This is a genomic window from Streptomyces sp. YKOK-I1 (assembly GCF_054660435.1).
This window is the reverse complement of record NZ_BAAGDR010000001.1, coordinates 9,658,634-9,680,164: the sequence shown is the minus strand read 5'-3', so window position 1 is coordinate 9,680,164 and position 21,531 is coordinate 9,658,634. Positions and strand designations below refer to the sequence as shown.

Here is a 21,531-nt window from a genome sequence, read left to right as displayed (position 1 = left end):
GGGCTCAGCACGGTCCGGCGGCACCATGGTTGCGGCGGTGACCGCGTCCCCGGCGCCCCCTCTCGGAGCACTCCGTGCACACCTCGGCCATCGTCGGCTTTCGGCCGACTCGGCCTGCTGGTGAAGTGACCGGCTTCGCTGGCTCTGCCCGGACGTATCGCTTATTTCCGTCCGAGGAAACCGGTTGACTGAAACTTCGGCGAACGTTAGGTTGCGTCGCCAGAAGGTGTCAAGAGGACAGAACGCGCCACTGCTGGACGAGCGGTCGAGGCGCGGAGCCGAGAGGAGTCCCACGTGCCGGAGCAGCCCGTCAGGGCCAAACTGGTGGACGTCGCGGAGCGGGCCGGGGTCTCCAAGGCCACCGTGTCCAAGGTGCTCAACGGCAGGGAGGACCTGTCCGTACGCCCCGAGACCCGACAGCGTGTCCACGAGGCCGCCGAAGCGCTGGGCTACCGCCCCCACTCCGGAGCCCGGGCGCTGGCGGGTGCGAGTACCCATGCCCTCGCGCTCCTGGTGCCCGCCCTCGCCAACCCCACGTACGTCACCATCGCCCGCGGCGCCTACCAGCGGGCCCGGGAACTGGGCTACCTCTCCCTGCTGGCCGAGGACTTCGAAGGCCAGGAGGCCGACGAGTCCTTCGACGACCTGGTACGCGAGGGCCGCGTCGACGGACTGCTGATCGCATCGGCCCGCCCCGGTCATCCCCTGCTCGACGTACTCCGCCGCAGCCGCGTCCCGCACGTCTTCGTCAACCGCTCGGTCGAGGGATCGGACCGCAACGTCACCATGGACGTGGCCCGTTCCAGCGTCACCGCCCTCGACCACCTGCACAGCCTCGGCCATCGCGCGGTCGGGCACATCGCGGGCCCACCCGGCATCACGCCCAGTGACACCCGTGAGCGGGCGTTCCTGCGGCGCGCCGAGGAACTGGGCTTCACGGCCGCCCCGGTCGCGTCCGGGGACTTCACCGAGGAGGGCGGCGCCTTTGCGGCGCTGGAGCTCCTGCGGCCCGCACCGGGTGGCGGGCGTCAGCCGGTCACCGCTCTCTACACCAGTTCACTCGCGCAGGCGATAGGCGCGATGGGCGCGATCCGCAGTCTCGGACTGCGGATTCCCGAGGACATCTCCGTGGTCGGCAACGACGACATGCCCGTCGCCGACCACCTCAGCCCCCCGTTGACCACCGTCGCCATGCCCCTGTACGAGCTGGGCACCGCCGCCGTCGACGCCCTGGTGGCCGCCATCGAGGGCCGGACCACAGGTGACGTCCTCGTCCCCACCGAGCCACGCCTGATGCTGCGCGGCTCCACCGCCGGCCCCGGAGAAACCCCATGACGGCATCACCACCCGCACGCTTCACGGGCCGTACGGCCCTGCTCACCGCCGCCGGCTCCGGTATCGGCGAGGCCACCGCCCACCGTCTGGCCGCGGAAGGAGCCGCCGTGGTCGTCACCGACATCGACGACGGGGCCGCCCACCGGGTGGCCGAGGAGATCCGCGCCGAGGGCGGCCGGGCCCATGGCCGCCGTCTCGACGTCACCGCACCCGGCGAATGGGCCGCCGTGGTCGCCGAGACCACGGAGCGGGCCGGCCGGCTCGACATGCTGCACCTCAACGCCGGGCAGAACCTCCCGGGGGCGGTCCACGAACTGGACGACGCCTCCTGGCACGGCCAACTGCGGCTCTCCCTGGACTCGGTGTTCTACGGCGTACGCGCCACGGTCCCCCTGCTCAGGGCCGCCCACGGAGCGGTCGTGATCACCTCGTCCATCCACGCCGCCCTCGGTTTCCCGGGCAACCCCGCCTACGCCGCGGCCAAGGGCGGGATCGGCGCTCTGGTGCGCCAGCTCGCCGTCGAGTACGGCGGCGAGATCAGGTTCAACGCCGTCCTGCCGGGTTCCGTCCTCACCGCTCTGTGGGCCGACACCCCCGAGGACTACAAGACCCTCACCGCCTCCCGCACCCCCGTCGGCAGGCTCGGCACCCCGGAGGACATCGCCGCCGCCGTGGCCTTCTTCGCGTCCGACGACGCCGCCTTCATCACCGGTCAGAACCTCCTCGTGGACGGCGGCCGAAGTATCAACTCCCAGGAGTAGCGCCCTCGTCGCCCCTGCGCCCCGCGCTTCACCCCCTTCACCCTCTCACCCCCTTCACCCCCTTCATCCCGGTCTGCCCCGCGAGCCTCGCCGCCAGGACGCCCCGCCGGGACCGCGACCGCCGCACGCCCGCCTCAGACACGCGGCCCATCCACATACCCGCACACCCGCACGCCGCTGCGGCCTGCCCCAGGCCGCGCACCGGACCCGGAGGTCCCCGCAATGAAGATCACTGGCTACGAGCTCTTCTTCGTCGAACCGCGCTGGCTCTTCCTGCGCATCGACACCGACGAGGGCATATCGGGCTGGGGGGAACCCATCGTCGAGGGCAGGGCACGCACGACGGCCAAAGCGGTGGAGGAGGCCTTCGACCACCTCCTGGGCCAGGACCCCGCGCGCATCGAGGAACACTGGCAGACCCTCGCCAAGGGCGGGTTCTACCGCGGAGGCGTCGTACTCAACAGCGCGCTGGCCGGTATCGACCAGGCCCTGTGGGACATCGCGGGCAAGACCCACGGCGTCCCGGTCCACCAGCTCCTCGGCGGTCATGTCCGGGACCGGGTGCGCATCTACGGCTGGGTGGGCGGCGAGAACCCCCAGGAGCTGGCCGAATCGGCGGCCGCCCAGATCGCCAAGGGAATGACCGCGGTCAAGTTGAACCCCTGCGGCCAGCTGGAACCGCTCGCCACACCGGCGGCGATCGACGCCATCGTGCAGGGAGTGACCGCCGTACGGGAGGCCATCGGTCCGCACCGGGACCTGGCACTGGACTTCCACGGCCGTTTCAGCGGCGCGATGTCCCGGCGCGTACTGCCGCTGCTGGAGCCCCTGCTGCCGATGTTCGTGGAGGAACCGGTCCTGCCCGAGTTCTCCCGCGATCTCGGAGCCGTCGTACGCGCCACGTCGATCCCCGTCGCCACCGGAGAACGGCTCTTCTCCCGCTGGGACTTCCGGTCCGTGATGGCGGACGGTATCGCCGTGGCACAGCCCGACATCAGCCACGCCGGCGGAATCTCCGAGACCCGGCGCATCGCGTCGATGGCGGAGACGTACGACGTCCTGATCGCACCGCACTGCCCCCTCGGCCCGATCGCGCTCGCCGCCAGCCTCCAACTCGACTTCGCCATCCCCAACTTCCTCATCCAGGAGCAGTCGCTGGGCATCGGATACGGCGACAGCAGCGGACTGCTCGGCTACCTCGCCGACACCGAACCCTTCACGGTCCGCGACGGCTTCATCGAACGCCCCACCGGCCCGGGACTCGGCATCACGATCGACGAGGACGCCGTACGCGCCGCCGCCGAACGCGGACACCACTGGCGGACCCCCGTGTTCCGCAACGCCGACGGCTCGCTGGCCCCCTGGTAGCACCCGTGACACCGGCGCCACGGCACGACCGCGGGGCCGAAGGACACCCCGGCGGGACGGAGACCCCGGTCCGGCCGGAGGGTCGATCGAACAGATCGGGACACCTGACGAGGCGCACGGCCCCATGAGCGTGCGGACCCGCGGGAACAGCGGCCGGAGCGGCTCGCGCAACCGCAGGTCGCTGTCGCCGGACCTGCCTCCTGCCGGACGCCCCGACGTGGTACTCGGCCACCGCCGCCGTACGGCCACCTCCCACCACCGCCGGATGCGCGAGCCGCCCGGCAGACGCGCACGTGCTCCTGAGGGCCGTCGCGCCCGGAACACCATGGACGGATCGGAGCAAAGATGCTTCTGTCAGCGCATACCGGAACCGGCAGGACCTGGTCGCGTCCCCTGAGGGCGATCCCGTTCGCCGCCGCCCTCTTGCTGGTCACCGCCTGCCATGCCAAGTCGGCGGCCGACTCCGGTGTGACCCTCCTCGACGGCGACCGGATCTCCGTCTCGGGTCCGACCGTCGTGTCCGCCCTTCCCATCGACGACCAGGGCGACGTCGACGCGGCACAGGCGCGCAGCCAGATCCCCTCGCTCAAGAGCGTCGCACTGCAGTATCCCCAGGTCCGGGTGCTCATCACCGACTCGGACGGGCACACGACGGACGCCGCACTGCGCAACTTCGCGGCGAACTGGACGATCCCGGCCGCCCTGGTGGTCGCCGCGGACTCGGCCTCCGCCGGGGCACCGCTGTCCGAGGACGGACAGCTGCACACCCAACTGATCGACGCCGCCGGACACGTGGCTGCCACCTGGCAGAACCGCGCCGCTCCCACGCAGGCGATCGTCGCCGAGCTCCGCAAGGTCACGGCGAACCCCTCCACCCCTTCCGACAGTGCTGTACGGAAAGAGACACCATGAGACATCTCAGAGAGATCCGTCGGTGGGTCACCGGCGTGGTCGTCACCATGCTGGTCGCCTGCGGCGCCGTGGCGCTGACGTCGGCCGCGCCGGCCTACGCGGCGGGCACGGCCTACTACGTGGACTGCTCGGCGGCGACCAACGGGACCGGCACCTCCGCCTCACCGTGGAACTCGCTGGCGGGCCCGAACGCGACGACCTTCTCACCCGGGGACCAGATCCTGCTCAAGCGGGGGACGACCTGCTCCGGCACCCTGCACCCGCTGGGCTCCGGCAGCGCCGCGGGCGGCTCGATATCCATCGACGCCTACGGCACCGGCGCGCTGCCGATCATCGCCGGGGGCGGCGGCACGGACGCGGTCTACCTGTACAACCAGCAGTACTGGGAGATCTCCAACCTGGAGGTGACGAACACGGGCGCCGTGAAGGGGGCGAACGCGCGGCGCGGTGTCTACGTGGTCCTGGAGAACTACGGAACCGGGACCCACTACAAGGTCAGCAACCTGAACGTCCATGACGTGAACGGAAACCAGTCGAAGGAGGTCGACGGCAGCGCCGGCATCCTCTTCGCGGTGCTCGGCACCACCACGGCCAGCGCCTTCAACGACGTCGTGATCGACGGCAACACGGTGGCCAACGTCGCCCGCAGCGGCATCAACATGTCGAGCACCTGGCTGTGCAGGCCGTCCGTCAACTGCAACAACCCGGCCTGGACCCCGTGGACCGGCGTCGTCGTCCAGAACAACACCGTCCACGACACGGACGGCGACGGCATCGTGGTGCAGATGTCGCAGAACGCGGTCATCCAGCACAACGTGGTCTACAACGCGGCCAAGGGCAACACGGCGAACGCCGGCATCTGGGCCTGGGACTCCGACGGCACCGTCATCCAGTACAACGAGGCGTACGGGACGCAGAAGAACTCCGGCAACTCCGACGGCCAGGGCTTCGACGTCGACTACGGCCAGGACGGCACGATCGTCCAGTACAACTACAGCCACGACAACGCCGGAGGATTCATCCTCTTCTGCGGCTGCGGCGGGGGGATGCGCCTCAGCAGCAACGGGGTGGTCCGCTACAACGTCAGCGAGAACGACCTCCTCCGCGCCATCACCATGGACGGCTCGCAGGACTCCAAGTTCTACAACAACACCGTCTACATCCCGTCCGGCTCCACCGCGAACGTCCTGGAGGTCACGGGCGCCTGGAACGACCTGACGCTCGCCAACAACATCTTCTACAACCTGGGCAGCGGCGGCTACGTCTACACGACCGGCCAGCCCGCCTCGAACTTCGCCTGGCGCAACAACCTCTTCTACGGCAACCACCCCGCCAGCGAGCCGTCCGACCCCGGGAAGATCACGGCGGACCCGCTGCTGAGCTCGCCGGGCAGCGGTGGCACGGGCATCGGCAGCGTCACGGGCTACCAGATCGGCTCGTCGTCCTCCCCGGCCATCGGCGCGGGAGTCGTCGTCCCCGACAACGGCGGCCAGGACTACTGGGGTTCGACCGTGCCCTCGACCTGCGCCCCCGACATCGGCGCCGACCAGTACAGCTCGCCCTCCGACGCGACCTGCCTCGCGAACGAGAACCTCGGCTTCGAGAAGGGCTCGCTCACGGCCTGGAGCAAGTGGAACACCGTCTCGGTGGTGAGCTCCGGCGCCCACTCCGGAACCTACGCGGCCCGGATCTCCTCGTCGCCCGCCTCGGTCGAGCAGAGCGTGCCGGTCGCGCCCCGGACGACGTACCGCGTCTCGGGCTGGGTCAAGTCCGATGTCTCCGGCGAGGTCATGAACGTCGGCGTCAAGAACGCCGGCGGCATCGAGACGACGGCCAGCGCCGGCGGCACCTCGTGGACGTATGTCTCCGCGGACTTCACCACCGGCGCGACCGCCGGCACCGCGCGGCTGTACTGCTACAAGAGCTCGGGCACCGGATACGGCTACTGCGACGACCTCGCCGTCACCCCGGTCAAGAACTACGTGGTCAACGGCAACTTCGAGTCCGGCCACACGGTGCCCTGGCGCAACGGGGACTACTCGCTCACGAGCACGGCGTCCAACGGCAACGCCGCCGGGCTGGCGAACTCGTCCCTGAGCGGCAGCAATCTGTGGCAGATCGTCTACAACCTCACGCCGAACACGACCTACCGGCTGACCGGCGCGCTGGAGAGTCAGACCGCCGGCAGTACCACCGCGCTGGAGGCCAAGCTCTACAACGGCTCCGCCACCACCAGCGCCTCGACCACCCTGAGTACCTACTCCAAGGTGTCGACGACCTTCACCACCGGCTCGGGCGTGACCACCGCCCGCGTCTACTGCCACCTCTCCTCCGGCACCGGTGACGGCTACTGCGACGAGGTCACCCTGACCCAGCAGTGAGCGGAGTCGGCCGGTCTTCCCCGGCCGACCGGTGAGCGCGGGCGTGCCGGCCGGGTCACACACGGACCCGGCCGGTGTGCCTGGGGATGTGCCCCGGTGTCAGTTCAGATGCCGGGTGAAGAACCTCAGTGAGCCGTCCACTTCGAACGACGGCACATCCCCGTGCCTGCCGGGGTTGGCGTGCAGCGTCTTCTCTGAGGAGGCCAGCGCGTCGAACAGCGCCAGGCTCTGGTCCCGGGGAACCAGCTGGTCGTCCCACTGGGCCACGAACTGCACCGGCACAGTGATCCGCGCGGCGTCCTCGGCCAGCCCCCGCACACCGAGCAGGCCCAGCACCGCGGCGCGGATCCGGGGCTCGGCGACGATGAGCGGAATGCCGAGCCCGCAGCCCATCGACAGACCGCAGTAGCCCACCGGGCCGGCGCCGACCCGGTCGAGGCGCTGGACCGCGGCGAGGACCGCCCGCCAGTCCGCGACGGCCTGAGCGGCCAGATGGCTGTGCATGCGGGCGACCAGCGCGCCCGGGTCCTCACCGGCGGCCATACCGGCCCGCATGCCGGCCGCGATCCGGCCGAACTCCTCGCCCTGGGGCCGGTCGCCGTGGTGGGGCGCGTCGATCGCGACGACCGCGAAACCCGCGGCGGCGTAGCGGCGGGCGCGGGCCACGTTGCCGGGGGCCGTCTTGTGCTGGCGGCCGCCGTGGCCCAGCAGAATCAGGGGCCGGGTACCGGAGGCGTCCTCCGGCGTCCACAGAACGCCGGGGATCTCGTGGAGGGTGAAGAACTGCTCGGTGACGCCGTCCGACGACGTCCGGGAGGTGAAGCGCATCTGCGTCTCACGCCTTTCGGGATGCCTTGTGCGGGCGCTCCCCGGACCATGCGGAGGAGGGAGTCCCGGCCTGTCACAGCGTTGATGGGTCTCACCTCCTCGAACTCGCGGTGGTGCATGGCGGCGCCGAACGTACCACAGGCGGCGTCCCGGCCGGACGGTGTTCCGTGCCGGTGCCGTGCGGTGGTCAGCAGGCGTTCTCGTGGTGCGCCGCGGTCGCCGCCGGGCGGGACGCCGCGGCCGTGCTGCCGGCGGCTGCGCGGGCGCGGGCGTCGGGGAGGGTGAAGGCGAAGGCCGCGGTCGCCGCCGCGACGGCGGCCAGGGCGAGGTAGGTGTACTGGTAGGAGGTGACGGGCGGATCGGCGACGGCTGCCGCGGGGGTGCCGAGGACGAGGGCGGTGGTCACCGCGACCGGCGCCAGTGCTCCTCCGGTCTGCCGTACCACGGTGTTGAGCGTGGACGCCTGGGCCAGGTCCTGTCGGTCGACGTTCGTGAGCGAGGCCACCGTCGTGGGCATGAAGACCCCGCCCATGGCGATGCCCAGCAGGAACATGTAGGCCCGGAAGGTCCACAGGCTGGTGTCCTCGTCGCAGGTGGCGAAGAGCAGGAGCACCACGCTGACGCCGGCCAGCCCGCAGCCGACGATGATCCGCGGGCCCACCCTCGCGTAGAGGATCCCGGCGACCTGGACGGTCAGCAGGACACCGAACGCCTCGGGGAAGGTGCTGGTGCCGGACTCCAGCGCGGTGCGGCCCTGGGCCTGCTGGAGGAAGAGCGGGCCGAGGTACATGGCGCCGAGGATCGGGACCAGGCCGACCAGGTTGATCAGATTGGTGTCGCGGAAGAGCCGGTCCGCGAAGAGGCGGAGTTTCAGGAGCGGTTCGGTCACGCGCAGTTGGTGGACGGCGGTGGCGGCGAGCAGGATCGCGCCGAGAACCAGGGACGCGATCACGGGGACGGACGTCCAGCCGCGGCCGGGGCCCTCGGAGATCCCGAACATCGCGGCGCCCAGTCCGGCGGCGCTCAGCAGCAGACCGGGCAGGTCGAACCGGCCGGGCGGCCGGCCGCGGTGCTCGGTCAGGAACAGCAGGCCGAACGCGACGACGGGCAGGCCCACCGGCACGTTGACGTAGAAGACCCACCGCCAGGACAGGTGGTCGACGAGGACGCCGCCCAGAACGGGGGCCGCGGCCGGGGCCATCTGCTGCGGGATGATCATGTAGCGGGAGATCCGCACCTGGTCGGAGGCGTTGAAGGTGGCGAAGAGCAGGGCGGCGGAGGCCGGGAAGAGCACACCGGCGGACAGCCCCTGCACCGCGCGGAAGGCCACGAGCTGGGCGAGGTCGGCGGCCGTGCCGCACAGCAGGGACGAGCCGAGGAAGACGGTGAGCGCGGTGAGCAGGACGCGCTTGCCGCCGAAGCGTTCGACGAGCCACGCGGAGGCGGGGATCGTCATGGCCAGACACACCGGGTAGACCACGACCACCCCGTCGAGGGCTGCCGTGGTCAGCCCGAACTGCCGGGCGATGGAGGGAAGGGCCACGGTGGTGATCGCCCCGTCGACGATCGCGATGAAGGTCACGCTGACACACATCACGGGCACGACGAGGCGCTGGCCGGGACGGAAGGAACGGAGAGGCGTGCGGGAGCGACGCGGGGACAGCAGCACATACTGAGCATACTCACTATGTCGCTGCTCATAGAATCGGGTTTCCGGTGGAACGCGCGACGGGGAGCGACACATGGCAGTGCAGGGCAGCAGCGACGTCCTGGTCGACGAGCTCTACGAGACGACACAGCAGCTGCGCCGGTTCGTGGAGAACCGCCTGCGGACCGGCGGCGCCTCGGTCGCGCGGCTGCGGGCCCTGCGGATGCTCGCGCGCGCCGAGCGGCCGCTGCGGATGCGGGACCTGAGCGAGATGACGGGCGTGGCGGCGCGCACCACGACCAGCATCGTCGACAGCCTGGAACGGGACGGTCTGGTCGAGCGCGTCCGTCATCCCGACGACCGCCGGGCCTTTCTCCTCCGGCTGACCGACGACGGTCTGCGGTGCCATCGGGAGGCGGAGGAGGTGGACCGCCTGGCGCTCGCGGAGGCGACGGCCGGTCTCACCCCGCAGGACCGCGAGCGGTTCCGGGCCCTGCTGACGGTGATCCGCGAGGCGACGGCCGACCGGGACCGGCCTGACCGGCCTTCGCCCGGCATGTGACGGTGACTCACGAGAAGCGAAGCCATGCCGTTGCGTCGAGCCTGTGGCGGGACCGTGACTTCCGCAGGCTGTGGGTGGGCCAGACGGCCTCCCAGCTCGGCGAACACACCAGCCTGGTGGTTCTGCCGCTCGTCGCCGTCCTGACGCTGGACGCCGGCGCCGGCCAGCTGGGCGCCCTGCGCGCGGTGGGGCAGGCGCCGATCCTGTTGCTGTCGCTCTTCGTCGGCGCGTGGGTGGACAGATGGCGGACCCGTACGGTGATGGTGCTGACGGACGCCGGCCGGGCCCTGGCGCTGGGCGCCGCCGCCGCGGCCGGACTCCTGGGCGGGCTCGTCCTGCCGGTGCTGCTCGTGGTCGCGTTCGCCGTCGGGACCCTGTCCGTGTTCTTCGACGTGGCCTATCAGGCGTCCTTGGTACGGCTGGTGAGACGCGATCAGCTGGTGCCGGGCAACAGCGCGCTCGAGGGCAGTCGGTCCGCGGCGCAGATCGGCGGTCCCGCTCTCGGCGGCGCGTTGGTGTCCGTGGTGTCGGCGCCGATCGCCGCCGCGTCCAGCGCGCTGTTCTTCGCGCTGTCGTTCCTGACGATACGACGGATCGGCCGCCGCGAGTCCGTCCCGGCGCACTCGGAACGCCCTCACCGCCCTCACCACCCGGAACGCGCTGAGGGCGCTCCCCCGGTCTGGCGGCGGATCCACGCGGGCCTGCGCTTCGTCGCCGGCGACCCCTCCCTTCGGACGGTATGCCTCGCGTCCGCCGCCTTCCAGTTCTCCTTCGCCGCCGTGATGACCGTCTATCTGCTGTTCCTGCCGCGGGACCTGCACCTCTCGGGCACCGCCGTCGGGCTGGCCCTCGCGGCGACGGGGCCGGGCGCGCTCCTGGGTTCGCTGCTGGCCGCCCGTCTGCCGAGCCGCTTCGGACATGGCCCCGTGCTCGTCTCCGCGGCGGCACTCGGCGACGGCGCGTTCCTGTGCGTGCCCGCGCTGCACGGCTCCTCCGCGGCGACGGTCATCGCGCTCTGCTCGGTCAACTTCGTCTTCGGGACCTTCGGCCAGCTGGTGAACGTCACGGTCATGGCCGTCCGGCAGACCGTCACGCCGGACGGGATGCAAGGCCGGGTGGCCGCCACGGTCACCTTCGTCGGCATGGGGCTGACCCCGCTCGGCTCGCTCCTCGGCGGCTTTCTCTCGGGGGCATGGGGGACGCGCACCAGCCTCCTGGTGGCAGCCGCGGGCATGCTGCTGTCGCCGGTGCTGATGGCCCTCTCCCCACTCGCCCGCCTGGGCCGAAGGCTCCCTGCCCCGACGTAGCCCCCGCACACCCCCGGAAGAATTATCGTTTTATGCTAATTTTTACCTATTCGGTGGAGACGCTGTTTGTGTTACTCATGAGAGGTGCGGTGAAGGATCTCGGGGCTGGGCCGCACCACCCCGGGAAACATCGTCCGGCGTGTGCCGGAGTCAGCGAGCTGCGTGAGACGCATGAACGCCACTTCGTCCTCTTCCTCGGCCTCGCCGTTCGACATGGTCAGCGGGGCCCTGGCGGATTACATCCCGAGGGCCGGAGCGAAGGCGTCCGCGGATCCCGCCCCTGCACCGGGCGAGGATGACATGCGTCCGCCCCTGGGTGCCGGCGCGGAGCCCGACGACCGGGAACAGATCCTCGGGGCGGTCAACCTCGACCAGGATCTGAGGATCACCAGCTGCAATGTGGACGCCGCCCCTTTCGCCGGGGTGTCGGTCGCACCGGGGGACTCCTTCGCCGATCTGCTGCCTCCCGGGGACGTACCGACGGTGACCCGTCGCCTGCAGAGGGTCCTCGACACCGGGGAGGCGCACGTGGCCCGGGTCCAGCGACTGCGGCGGAGCGACGGGTCGGAGCTGGTGGTGTCGATGAGCATCCTGCCGGCCGCGACACCGCAGAAGGGTCTGACCGTCTCGCTGATCGCCATGGCCAAGCGGCTGCACCTGTACGCCTCCGCCGCCGCGATCGGGACGTCCCTCGACATCGGGGAGACCGCGCAGTCCCTGGCCCAGTCCCTGCTGGCCTGGGGCGACGTGGCCGCCGTCGACCTCGACTACGCCGTGTGGACGGGCGAGGCGGTCACCGAGCAGGCACAGGACCGCATCCGGCTGCGGCGGGCCGCCCTGGTGCCGGACCGGGCCTGGCCCGAGGGGTACCTCACGCCCGGGGACAACCTTCCCCAGGAGGCGAGCCGTCTGCTGGCCGGCGCGGTCATGCGGGACGACGTGCCGCAGGCCATCGTCGTCCGTGACCGCGAGGCGATCGAGCGGGCGCTCGGCGAGCGCCAGCTGGTGCGTGCCCTGGTGCCCGGCGACCAGCCGGTGAGTGTCGCCTGCATTCCGCTCATCGTGGAAGGGCCGCACGGCGCACCGGGCCCGATCGTGCTGGGCGTGACGGAGGTCTGGCGCCGGCCGGAGCGCCCCTTCCGCGAGGGTGAGCTGCTGGACCTCCAGGAACTCGTGGCCAAGACCGCCCGCCATGTGGACCTGGCCCGCCAGCATCAGCGGGAGCACGCACAGGTCCTGGCGTTGCAACGCCGCCTGCTGCCGCGGGTCGGCAGCGAGACCATCGAGGTCGCCAGTGTCTACGAGCCCACCACTCCCGACAGCGCGGGCGTCGGCGGGGACTGGGTGAACAGCTTTCCGCTGCCCGGCGACCGGACCGCGCTGGTGGTCGGTGACGTCGTGGGGCACGGCCTGGGTGCCGCGGCGGCCATGGGCCAGCTCAGCATGGAGGCCCGCGCGCTGCTGTCGGCGGGACTGGGCCCCGGGGAGGTGCTGGAGCGGCTGGACGAGACGGTCACCCTGCTGGACGACACGGACGCGGGCCTCGCGGCCGGCTACAGCGCACTGGGCTCGACGTGCTGCATCGCGGTCTACGATCCCGTCGACCACCGGGTGGTGATGGCCAACGCCGGTCACCTCCCCCCGGTCCTCGTCCACCCCGACGGGTCCGCCAAGACCGTCGCCGCGCAACCGCACCCGGCGCTGGGAGCCGAGTTCGCCGTACGGGAGCCGTTCGACGTGCACGAGTTCGCCGCGCCGCCCGGCTCGCTCCTCGTCCTCTACACCGACGGCCTGGTGGAGGATCCGTCCACCTCGATCGACGACGGCATCGGCCGGCTGACGGACGTGGTGCGCGAGGTGCATCCCTGGGACGATCTCCAGCGGGCCGCGCGGCGCGTGGTCGCCCGGCTGGCCCCGCAGGAGCCCCTGCGCGACGACGTGACCCTGCTGCTCGCGCGGATGGCCGGCCGCCGCGGCCGGGACACCGCCACCTGGCGCCTGCCCGCCCACGACGACACCGCCGCCCGCGCCCGCGCCCTGGCCTCCGCCGTCCTGCGGCGCTGGCACATCGGCGGCCAGCCCCGGGACAGCGCGCTGCTGGTGGTCAGCGAACTGGTCACCAACGCCGTCCGGTTCGGCACCGGGCCCGTCACCGTGCGGCTGGTGCGGGCCGGGAGCCGGCTGACCTGCGAGATCGGCGACCGCGGCAACGGCCGGCCCCGCCTGCACCGCGGCAGGCCGCTCGACGACCGGGGACGGGGACTCCACGTCGTCCACAAGCTGACCACCCGCTGGGGGGTGCGATGGACCGAGACCGGCAAAGCGGTCTGGGCGGAACTGGAGACCTAGGGCCCTTCTGATGGATCTCCGTGGGAGTAGGAGCGGCGTTCGGTGCGTGCTCTGGGGGTCCCCCCGGCCGAAGGCTGGGGGAGTGCCGGGCGGAAGCCCTCGTAGCGGAGCTACTAGGGCTTTTGTCCGGTGCGGCGAGAGTGCGTGCCGGGCGTCGCGACGCCGCGGAGATCCATCAGAAGGGCCCTAGGTCGCGGACACGGCCTGGGGAGGGCAGGCCCCGCTCACAGCCACTCCCCCTCCACGGCCGTGGCGGTCAGTCCGGGTGCGGCCGCGTACAGCACGGTGCGGCTGCCCGACTTCTGGCCGGCCTCGTGGGCCCGGCACAGGATGTCGAGCACGGCGGCGCCGCCGCGGTTTCCCGTGGTGTAGCTGTCCCGGCTGTAGGCGAGCAGGCCCGTCGGCCATCCGTCGGGCATCGTCTGTTCCATGTACTCCAGCACCCTCGTCCCGCCGGGATGCGCGAGCAACAGGTCGGGATGCCAGGGCGGCCCGTCGTCCTGATGGCGTACCCGCAACCACGTCCACATCGCGGCGACCGTCTCCTGTACGGCACGCGGTCCACGACGGTCCATGACGAAGTGCGTGCCGTCGGCCCGGGTCTCCAGCCGGTGCAGGTCCATGGTGCCGGGGAGGGTGTGGTGCCAGACCGCGTCCAGTCTGAGGACCGACTCCGGTCCGGGGCGCCCCGTGACCACCACGGCGACGGCGGTGTCCGCGAACAGCAGCCGCACGATCAGCGATTCCAGGGTGTCGTCCGCGGGCTGGTACGTGGTGCTCAGCGCCTCCGCTATCACGACCAGCACCACGCGGTCGGGGTCCGTCGCGACCAGATCGGCCGCCAGCGCGAGCGAGCGGGTGCCGGCGATACAGGCCCACTGGGTGGCCGGGAGCAGCAGTACGTCGCTCCGCAGGGGAAGGCGGTTGAGCAGGGACAGGTCGAGCCCCGGGAGGGCCGGGGTGGTGGAGTGACTGGTGATCAGACAGTCGACGTCGGCGGCGTCCAGTCCGGCGACGCCAAGAGCCCCGCGCGCCGCGCGTTCCCCGTACGACTGCACGGCCGCCCAGGCCGGCGCGGTGCGCTCCTGGACGGTCTGCGGCGCGGGTATCGCCTCCAGCGTGGCGATCGCGCGGTTCACCTCCTCGTCTGCGAACCCGCCCCGGCTCAGCGCCGCACGCGCCGCATCCGCGCCGGGAGTCCGCAGGCCCTTTCCAGCGCCGGGTGCGGAGGCGGACTCCAGCGGCAGCATCCACCCCCGTGAGGTGATCCCCGTACTCGCGGCGATCCCGTCCATCCTCGGCAGCCACGGCGCCTGCGGGTGCCGGTCCCGCACCTCCGCCAGGATCTGGCCGGTCCTCACGACATGTTCGCCTTGCACCACGACAGGAGGACACAGGTAGGCGCCCATAGCACGCATCTTTCGCAGGAAACCCGTGGATGACGTCCGGTGTCTGAAACCTGCCTGATGCACCAGACCGGGGTCAAGATGCTTTCATCGCAATCTACTTCGCATTCCACCTGTCTTTGTCCATATCGCGAAGAACGGGACCGTGAGAGTTCGGTCCTGCGTGCCGTCGGACGCCGGGCCCCGGAGGGCATCACTGCCGGGGCCGGAGGGCACAGGTCGCCGCTCGCCCGGGCAAGGGTGCCGGTCGGCACGGTCCGACCCGGTGACAACTGGCTTGTGCTGCGGCGATGTCGAGATGTCCGGGCGCTGTCGCCGCGTTGTCGAAGCGCAAGGAGAGTGTTGCCGAGGGGGTTCCGGGGTGGGGCATAGTTGATCCACAGCGGCTCACGTGCCGCTGGCCCATTCCCATTCCACTGCCTCTGAAGGGGCTGTTTCGTCATGACCTCATTGCGTTCCCGTTCGGTTCTGATCGCCGCTGCCGCCGTGGCGGGAACGCTGTTGATGACGGCCTGCCAGAACGACGACACCGCCGAGGGCGACAGCGCGGCGACGGCACAGGCCGCCGCGGGCAAGGGCGGGGTGAGCGGCACGTTCACGGACGGCACGGTCGGCTATGTGGCGGCCGGCAAGTACACGGTCACCACCGACGGCAAGGCACAGCAGTTCTGGGTGGCGGAGGACACCAAGATCTGGGGTGCGGGCGAGATCTGCGGCGACGCCGACGGACAGGCCGCCGAGGAGTGCACCGAGGCGGACCTCGAGAAGGTCACGAAGAGCGGTGCGGTGCCGGCGGATGTGGTGCTGAAGGACGGGGTGGCCGTGACCGTCACGGAGCGTCCGGCCGAGAGTTCGGGCTCCTCCTCCACCGGCGGCTCCTCCACCGGCGGCTCGTCCACCGGCGGTTCGTCCACCGGTTCCTCGTCCACCGGCGGCTCCTCCTCCTCGTCGGGCGGTTCGAGCAGCGGCGGGAGCGGCTCGTCCGAGGGCGTGAGCGGAACCTGGCTGGGAACGGTGTCGTATCTGGCGCCCGGCAAGTACACCGTGTCGGATGTGAAGGACACCCAGCAGCAGTTCTGGTTGGCGGAGGACACCGAGATCTGGGGTGTCGGCGGGATGTGCGGCGACGCCGACGGACAGGCCGCCGAGGAGTGCACCGAGGCACAGCTGGAGAAGGCCGCGAAGGCGGGCACCCTGTCCGCGACAGTGAAGATCACCGACGGTATCGCCACCAGCATCACCGAGGAGCCGTAGGACAGGTCGGGTCCTGCGCGGGGAGTCGGCCCGTGCGGAGGTAGGTGTTGACCTGGTCGTCGACGCAGGCGTTGCCGTACTCGCCGTAGAGGCCGTGCTGGCGGGCGTGTTCGACGGTCAGGAGCCGGGAGCTCGGCCAGCGTTCGCGCATGGCCCGGGCGCCGGAGTAGACGGTGCGGGGGTCGCCGGTCGCGGCGAGGAGCAGGGCCGGGACGTCGTTGTCGAGCGCGGTCGGTGCCTCGGCGGGCGGGTCCCAGAACTCGCAGGGGGTGATGTCGTTCGCCAGCGGGCCGGCGAGCGGGAACCGCTCGCGTGACGTCTCGACCGCACGCCAGTAGCTGCCGACGCCGCGCCGCTCGGCCACGTCGCCGCAGAGGATCGCCGTCATCTGGCTGGAGGACGCCGAGCCCGCCGAGGTCAGCAGGAACTCCAGCTGCCGGGCCAGTCCTTGGGGCGGCTCGACCGGCTCCCGGTCGGCGGCGCGGGCCAGGAGGCGGACGGTCCCGGCCAGGTCGGCGCGCCGCTCGTCGAGATCGCTGCCGAGGCCGCCTATGAAGAAGGCGGGGAGCACGTGCTCGTCCAGCAGGTAGGTGTCCCCCATCCGCAGCGGCTCCTGCGCGGCGGCGTCGAGGATGTGGCGGACGGTCGCGAGGACCTCGTCGCGCGTGGCGCCCAGCCCGTAGGTGGTGTGCCGTGCGGCGGCCCAGGAGGCCCAGGCGCGCAGGGCCGCCTCGTTGGCCCCCTCGGCGCCGCGCAGCAGGGTCTGGTTGTAGCGCTCGGGGGGACTGACCCCGTCGAGCACCACGCGGTCGGTGCGGCCGGGGAAGAGCTGGGTGTAGACCTCGCCGAGGTAACTGCCGTAGGAGTAGCCGAGGTAGGAAAGCGTGTCCGCACCGAGGGCGGCGCGGATGACGTCCATGTCGCGGGCGGTGTTGCGGGTGGTGACGTACGGCAGCACATCGCCCTGGGTGCGCTCGCAGCGCTCGGCCAGGTCACGGGCGACGGTGACCTCCTCCCGGTACGCCGCGCGGTCGGACCCGGCCGAGCGGAGGAAGGCCGAGCCCACGGTCCAGCCGCAGTCGAGCGGGGTGCTGCGGCCGACGAAGCGCGGGTCCATGCCGATGAGGTCGTAGCGGGCGGCGACCTCGCCCATGGGCTCGGCCGTCGTCAGCGGCATGTGGAGGCTGGGGCCGCCCGGTCCGCCGTCGTTGAGGAACAGCGGGCCCAAGTGGTGGGCCGTGTCGCTCGCCTTCCGGCGGGAGACGGCGACGGTGATCGTGCGGCCGCCGGGATCGGTGTAGTCCAGCGGCACGGTGACGTCGGCGCAGTCCGCGCCGGCGGCGTCCAGCGCCTGGCCGGTCTCGTCGTCGGGGCCGAGGGAGCAGGTGTGCCAGTCGAGGTGCTGGGTGTGGAAGCGGGCGAGCGGGTCCGGGGCGGCGGTGGCTGCCGTGGCCGTGGCGGCGGGCGCGACGGCCGTGGCGGCGAGCAGCACCGCGCACACAGCGAGGGTCCTGGGGCGTCGTCGAGAGGTTGAGGCTGGCATGTGATCAACGCTAGGGCGGTCTGCGGGCCGGCACAGTCCGGTAATCCCCCGAAAGGCACTGGGGGTTCCCCCTGGGACATCCCTGAGACCGGAGGGTTCAGGGATGTCTGCGGTTCGAGTTGGTCACCTCAGGTAGGGGCCGTCGGCTCCGATCTTGCCGGGGCCGTTCAGGACGTACACCCGGAGGTTGCCCTTGCCGGGTGCCGCGACGGACAGGGATCCGCCCGAGACGGTCTTCGTGTCGCCGGTGACGGCGTCGGTGTAGGTGCCGTTGGGGATGCCGGTGAAGGTGGCGTCGCCCGTGACGGTGACCAGGGCGAAGCTGTCCGTGCCGCCGCCGGTGTAGCGGCGCTTGAACGCCATCTGGCCGCTGATACCTGCGGTGGAGTACTGCCCCGTCTGGAGGGCGGGGACGGCCCGGCGGATCTGGTTGAGCCGCTGGAGGTGCTTGACGAGGGGCTGGGCCAGGGTGGTGGCGACCTCGCCACTCGCGGAGTCGGCCTTGCCGAACTCGGACGCGGTGACGGAGCCGGCGAGGTGGTCGCCGTAGTACGCGCGTCCTGTGCCCGCCAGCGGGCAGGTCGGGCCGCAGTCGATCTGCTTGCCCTTCTGGAACTCGATCTCCGACCCGTAGTACAGGGTGGGGATGCCGCGGAAGGTCCACATCAGGGACATGTTCTCGGCCCAGGCGTCGGTGCCGCCGCTGTAGCGGGTGCTCGACTTGTTCGGGCCGTAGTCGTGGCTGTCGACGTAGACGACGTTGTAGGTGGCGTCGTTGACGCTGTCGTCGGAGTCCTTGCCGTTGTTGTAGGCGTTCTGCGCGTCGCTGAAGTTCATGTGCATGCGCATGTCGATGATGTTCATGCCGGAGAACCGGCTGCGGTCCGGCGTGTGGTACGTGTTGCCGTCGAGGAAGGCGTTGGTGGACGTCGGCTGGTTGCCGGTGCCGAGCTGTTCCTCGTAGGTGTACTGCTCGAGGGCCGCCGTCGCGTCGTCGGCGCTGTATTCCTTGCGTTCCTTCCAGGTGTAGAACTGGGCCGAGTGGTTGACCGAGCCGCGGTTCCACTTGTCGTTGACGAAGGCGCCGACCTCGCCGAACACGAAGAAGTTCTGTGCGGCCGTGGTGCCGAACCGCTGGGTGACCCGGTCGTAGATGGCGGGCAGGAAGCGGCGGTTCCAGGTGACGCGCGGAACGTGGACGGCCGTGTCGACACGGAAGCCGTCGACGCCCATGTCGATGTACTTGTCGTAGGCGCCGATGAGGTAGTTCTGCACGGGCGTCGACTCGGTGTTGAAGTCGGCGAGGTCCTCGTGCAGCCAGCAGGAGCGCGAGTCCTCGCCCTCCCAGTTGCCGATCCAGCACTGGTGGTAGTACGTCTTCGGGAACATGCCCGACGTGGGGCTGGGCCACTGGCAGTTGTAGAGGGTGTAGCCCTCGGCGCTCTTGCCTCCGGTGGGCTTGCCCCAGTTGAGGCAGGTGTTGCCGGTGGGCTCGGCGGTCGACCACAGGTCGCCGTTGTAGTACGACTTGCCGGACTTGGGCTCCACGCTCAGGCCGTCGTAGGTGAAGTCGTCGTTCTTCTCGTCGTAGTACCAGCTCCACTGGGAGTCGCGGACGCCGTAGACGGTCGGGGTGAACAGGCCCTTGGCGCCCCAGCGGGAGCTGTGGTTGTACACGACGTCCTGGTAGATCTTCATGCCCTTGGCGTGGGCCGCGTTGATCAGGTCCTGGTAGGACGCTCCGGCCGACTCCAGGCGGGGGTCGACCTTGTAGAAGTCGTAGCCGTGGTAGCCGTGGTAGTCGTAGTCCGAGCGGTTGAGGACGACCGGGGTGATCCAGACCGCGGAGAAGCCGAGGGCCTTGATGTAGTCGAGTTTGCCGACCAGTCCCTTGAAGTCGCCGCGGAACATGGGGTCGTCGTTGGCCGCGTTGCCGGACTTGACGTGCTGGCTGCCGCCGCGGTCGTTGGAGGTGTCGCCGTCGTGGAAGCGGGCGGTGAGGACGAAGTAGATCGGGTCCTTGCGCGGGTCGGTGGCGAGCGGGGTGCCGGGGGCCGGTTCCGGGGCCTTCTCCCCGGTGGTGGCCGTGGCGGCGGCGGAGGCGGCGGAGGTGTTCCCGGCCGCGTCCACGGCCTTCACCGTGTACGAGTAGGTGGTCTTCTCCTCCAGCCCGGTGTCGGACAGGACGGTGGAGCCCACGTCCGTGACGACCGCGCCCTTGGTTCCGCCGGTGCGGGTGACCTGGTACTTCGTCACGCCCTTGTTGTCGGTGGCCGCGTTCCAGCTCACCACCACGGAGGTGTGGGTGGCGCTCGCGGCGACCCCGGTGGGCATGGTCGGCGCCTCGGTGTCCGGCGCCTCCGTCGCGCAGGGGTCCGTGGCCGCGGCGGTGACGGTGCGGTCCTTCACCGTGGTGGTGCCGGTGGTGATCGTGTAGTCGGCGCTGTTGTTGTTGTCCCACACGCCGTTGCCGTTGTTGAAGGCGGCCTTGAGCGAGGTGGCGGTGCCGAGGTCGAGGGTCTTCTTCCACCAGCCGGTGCAGGCGGCCTCCATGCCGAGGCCGGGGACGGTGGTCCAGGTGCCGCCCGCGGGCGCGTAGTGGATGTTGGCCGTGGTCCAGCCGGAGGTGGCGGTCGAGTAGTAGACGGTGGCCTGGTTGCCGGATCCGCCGCCGGAGCCGGCGCAGGGGTCGCTGTGGGCGATCACTCCGTCCTTCACCGTCAGGGTGCCGGTGCCGAGCGCGTAGTTGCTGCCGCCGTTGTTGTCCCAGGTGCCGCTGCCGTTGTTGAAGGTGGCCTGCAGAGCGGTGGCCGAGCCGAGGTCGACGGTCTTCTTCACCCAGTCCGTGCAGGCGGCCTCCATCTGCACACCGGGCACGGTGGTCCAGGAGCCGCCGTCGGGAGCGTAGTGCAGGTACGTGGAAGCCCAGTTCTTTGTCTTCGTGTAGTAGAAGACGGTCGCCGTGTTCGAGGCGGCAGCGGCTGTCCGCAGGGGGGTGGGGCGGGGCGTGTGTTGGGCCATGAGCAGGCCGAACACCGTTGCCGTGGCGGCGGCGAGAGCGAGCGCGGGCCGGGCCGGACGGGCTCGCCTGCCTCGCGAAGGTGAAAACGTGCGTCTCATGGTGTGTCTCCCAGCGAGCCAGCGGGACGAAGGGGGCGCCCTGAAATATGAACCGGCAAATTGCTGCAAGTTTTTGCATCGAGCAAGCTACAGGGACATGTCATGGACGTGAAGAGGTCCGACGCCGTGAACCGATGCGCCCCCTGTGCCCCTCCATAGCTCTGAGTTAGTGTGAACTTGCCGTCGGTGACCGCAGGGGGGCTTCCGTGACGATCGACACCACCGAATCCCTCGACCGGGCGCCCGCGGTCCCCCGTCTCGCGGTGCTCCGTGTCGGCGTGACCGGACATCGCTCGATCCCCGCCGCCGTCCTGCCGTACGTCCGCTGCGCCCTGCGGCGGCGGTTCAGCCGCAAGGACGTCGCCTGGGAGGCCGTCAGCAGCCTTGCCGCCGGCGCCGATCAGCTGTTCGCCGACATCGCCCTGGAATCGGGCGTCCCGGTGACGGCGGTGATCCCGGGCATGGACTACGAGACGCACCTGGGCGACGCGGAGGCGCGGTCGACGTACCGCAGGATCCTCGGGTCGTGTACGACCCGGATCGATCTGCCCCTGCAGCCCACGCACGAGCAGGCCTACGTCGCGGCCGGCCGATGGGTCGTGGAGCATGTCGACCACCTGGTCGCCGTCTGGGACGGCCGGCCGGCCCGCGGCCCGGGTGGCACCGGTGACGTGGTCGCCCACGCGCGGCGCCTCGGGGTGCCGGTGACGGTGCTGTGGCAGCCGGGAGTGCTCAGGGACTGACCCCGCGCGGCCCG

The 21,531-nt window shown here is 71.0% G+C and carries 15 protein-coding genes; 10 read left to right on the top strand and 5 right to left on the bottom strand.

Going from position 1 to position 21,531, the window contains the following annotated elements; translation table 11 throughout:
• Positions 1-294 precede the first annotated feature (294 nt).
• The 5 genes from ACYQ8Q_RS42950 to ACYQ8Q_RS42930 all read left to right on the top strand — a co-directional run bounded on the left by ACYQ8Q_RS42950 (position 295) and on the right by ACYQ8Q_RS42930 (position 6,757).
• The gene (locus ACYQ8Q_RS42950; protein WP_460072624.1) at positions 295-1,335 is read left to right on the top strand and encodes a LacI family DNA-binding transcriptional regulator; all 1,041 of its coding nucleotides are present in this window, start codon (positions 295-297) and stop codon (positions 1,333-1,335) included.
• Entirely contained in the window at positions 1,332-2,096 is a 765-nt protein-coding gene (locus ACYQ8Q_RS42945) for an SDR family NAD(P)-dependent oxidoreductase (protein ID WP_460072622.1), read from the top strand. The genes ACYQ8Q_RS42950 and ACYQ8Q_RS42945 overlap by 4 nt, the downstream gene beginning before the upstream one ends.
• Before the next feature lie 222 nt (positions 2,097-2,318).
• Positions 2,319-3,464, top strand: a complete 1,146-nt coding sequence (gene dgoD, locus ACYQ8Q_RS42940) for a galactonate dehydratase (RefSeq protein ID WP_460072621.1) — start codon at positions 2,319-2,321, stop codon at positions 3,462-3,464.
• A gap of 345 nt (positions 3,465-3,809) precedes the next feature.
• On the top strand, positions 3,810-4,376 hold the full coding sequence (locus ACYQ8Q_RS42935; RefSeq protein ID WP_460072620.1) for a hypothetical protein: 567 nt from the start codon (positions 3,810-3,812) through the stop codon (positions 4,374-4,376).
• Positions 4,373-6,757 carry a carbohydrate binding domain-containing protein gene (locus ACYQ8Q_RS42930; protein WP_460072618.1) on the top strand — a complete coding sequence of 795 codons (2,385 nt, stop codon included), beginning with the start codon at positions 4,373-4,375 and terminating at the stop codon, positions 6,755-6,757. Before ACYQ8Q_RS42935 ends, ACYQ8Q_RS42930 begins: the two co-directional genes overlap by 4 nt.
• Positions 6,758-6,856: 99 nt before the next feature.
• Here the strand turns inward: ACYQ8Q_RS42930 and ACYQ8Q_RS42925 are convergent, their stop codons facing one another.
• Positions 6,857-7,585, bottom strand: a complete 729-nt coding sequence (locus ACYQ8Q_RS42925; protein ID WP_460072616.1) for a dienelactone hydrolase family protein — start codon at positions 7,583-7,585, stop codon at positions 6,857-6,859.
• Between the two features lie 187 nt (positions 7,586-7,772).
• Positions 7,773-9,179 carry a DHA2 family efflux MFS transporter permease subunit gene (locus ACYQ8Q_RS42920; RefSeq protein WP_460073742.1) on the bottom strand — a complete coding sequence of 469 codons (1,407 nt, stop codon included), beginning with the start codon at positions 9,177-9,179 and terminating at the stop codon, positions 7,773-7,775.
• Positions 9,180-9,327: 148 nt separating this feature from the next.
• On the opposite strand from ACYQ8Q_RS42920, the gene ACYQ8Q_RS42915 reads away from it, so the two are divergent.
• From ACYQ8Q_RS42915 to ACYQ8Q_RS42905, 3 genes are all read left to right on the top strand, one after another.
• The gene (locus tag ACYQ8Q_RS42915) at positions 9,328-9,795 is read left to right on the top strand and encodes a MarR family winged helix-turn-helix transcriptional regulator (RefSeq protein WP_460072614.1); all 468 of its coding nucleotides are present in this window, start codon (positions 9,328-9,330) and stop codon (positions 9,793-9,795) included.
• A gap of 2 nt (positions 9,796-9,797) precedes the next feature.
• Positions 9,798-11,102, top strand: coding sequence for an MFS transporter (locus ACYQ8Q_RS42910; protein ID WP_460072613.1), 1,305 nt, complete (start codon positions 9,798-9,800; stop codon positions 11,100-11,102).
• 171 nt (positions 11,103-11,273) lie between these two features.
• Positions 11,274-13,451 (top strand): SpoIIE family protein phosphatase, encoded by a 2,178-nt coding sequence (locus ACYQ8Q_RS42905; protein WP_460072611.1) that lies wholly within the window; start codon positions 11,274-11,276, stop codon positions 13,449-13,451.
• A 224-nt stretch (positions 13,452-13,675) separates the two neighbouring features.
• Here the strand turns inward: ACYQ8Q_RS42905 and ACYQ8Q_RS42900 are convergent, their stop codons facing one another.
• Positions 13,676-14,860, bottom strand: a complete 1,185-nt coding sequence (locus ACYQ8Q_RS42900) for a beta-ketoacyl-[acyl-carrier-protein] synthase family protein (RefSeq protein WP_460072609.1) — start codon at positions 14,858-14,860, stop codon at positions 13,676-13,678.
• A gap of 438 nt (positions 14,861-15,298) precedes the next feature.
• Here ACYQ8Q_RS42900 and ACYQ8Q_RS42895 point away from each other — a divergent pair, with 438 nt between their 5' ends.
• A complete protein-coding gene (locus ACYQ8Q_RS42895; protein WP_460072607.1) occupies positions 15,299-16,111 on the top strand; it encodes a hypothetical protein in 813 nt (270 codons plus the stop codon).
• On the opposite strand, the gene ACYQ8Q_RS42890 is transcribed toward ACYQ8Q_RS42895, so the two are convergent.
• Both ACYQ8Q_RS42890 and ACYQ8Q_RS42885 read right to left on the bottom strand, forming a co-directional pair.
• Positions 16,095-17,654: an alpha/beta hydrolase gene (locus ACYQ8Q_RS42890; protein WP_460072605.1), complete on the bottom strand. Its 1,560-nt coding sequence runs from the start codon at positions 17,652-17,654 to the stop codon at positions 16,095-16,097. The two genes, ACYQ8Q_RS42895 and ACYQ8Q_RS42890, sit on opposite strands and share 17 nt — an antisense overlap.
• Positions 17,655-17,777: 123 nt before the next feature.
• On the bottom strand, positions 17,778-20,774 hold the full coding sequence (locus ACYQ8Q_RS42885) for a carbohydrate binding domain-containing protein (RefSeq protein WP_460072604.1): 2,997 nt from the start codon (positions 20,772-20,774) through the stop codon (positions 17,778-17,780).
• 212 nt (positions 20,775-20,986) lie between these two features.
• On the opposite strand from ACYQ8Q_RS42885, the gene ACYQ8Q_RS42880 reads away from it, so the two are divergent.
• Complete coding sequence (locus ACYQ8Q_RS42880; protein WP_460073740.1) at positions 20,987-21,517, top strand: hypothetical protein; 531 nt, start codon at positions 20,987-20,989, stop codon at positions 21,515-21,517.
• The last annotated feature ends 14 nt before the right edge of the window (positions 21,518-21,531 follow it).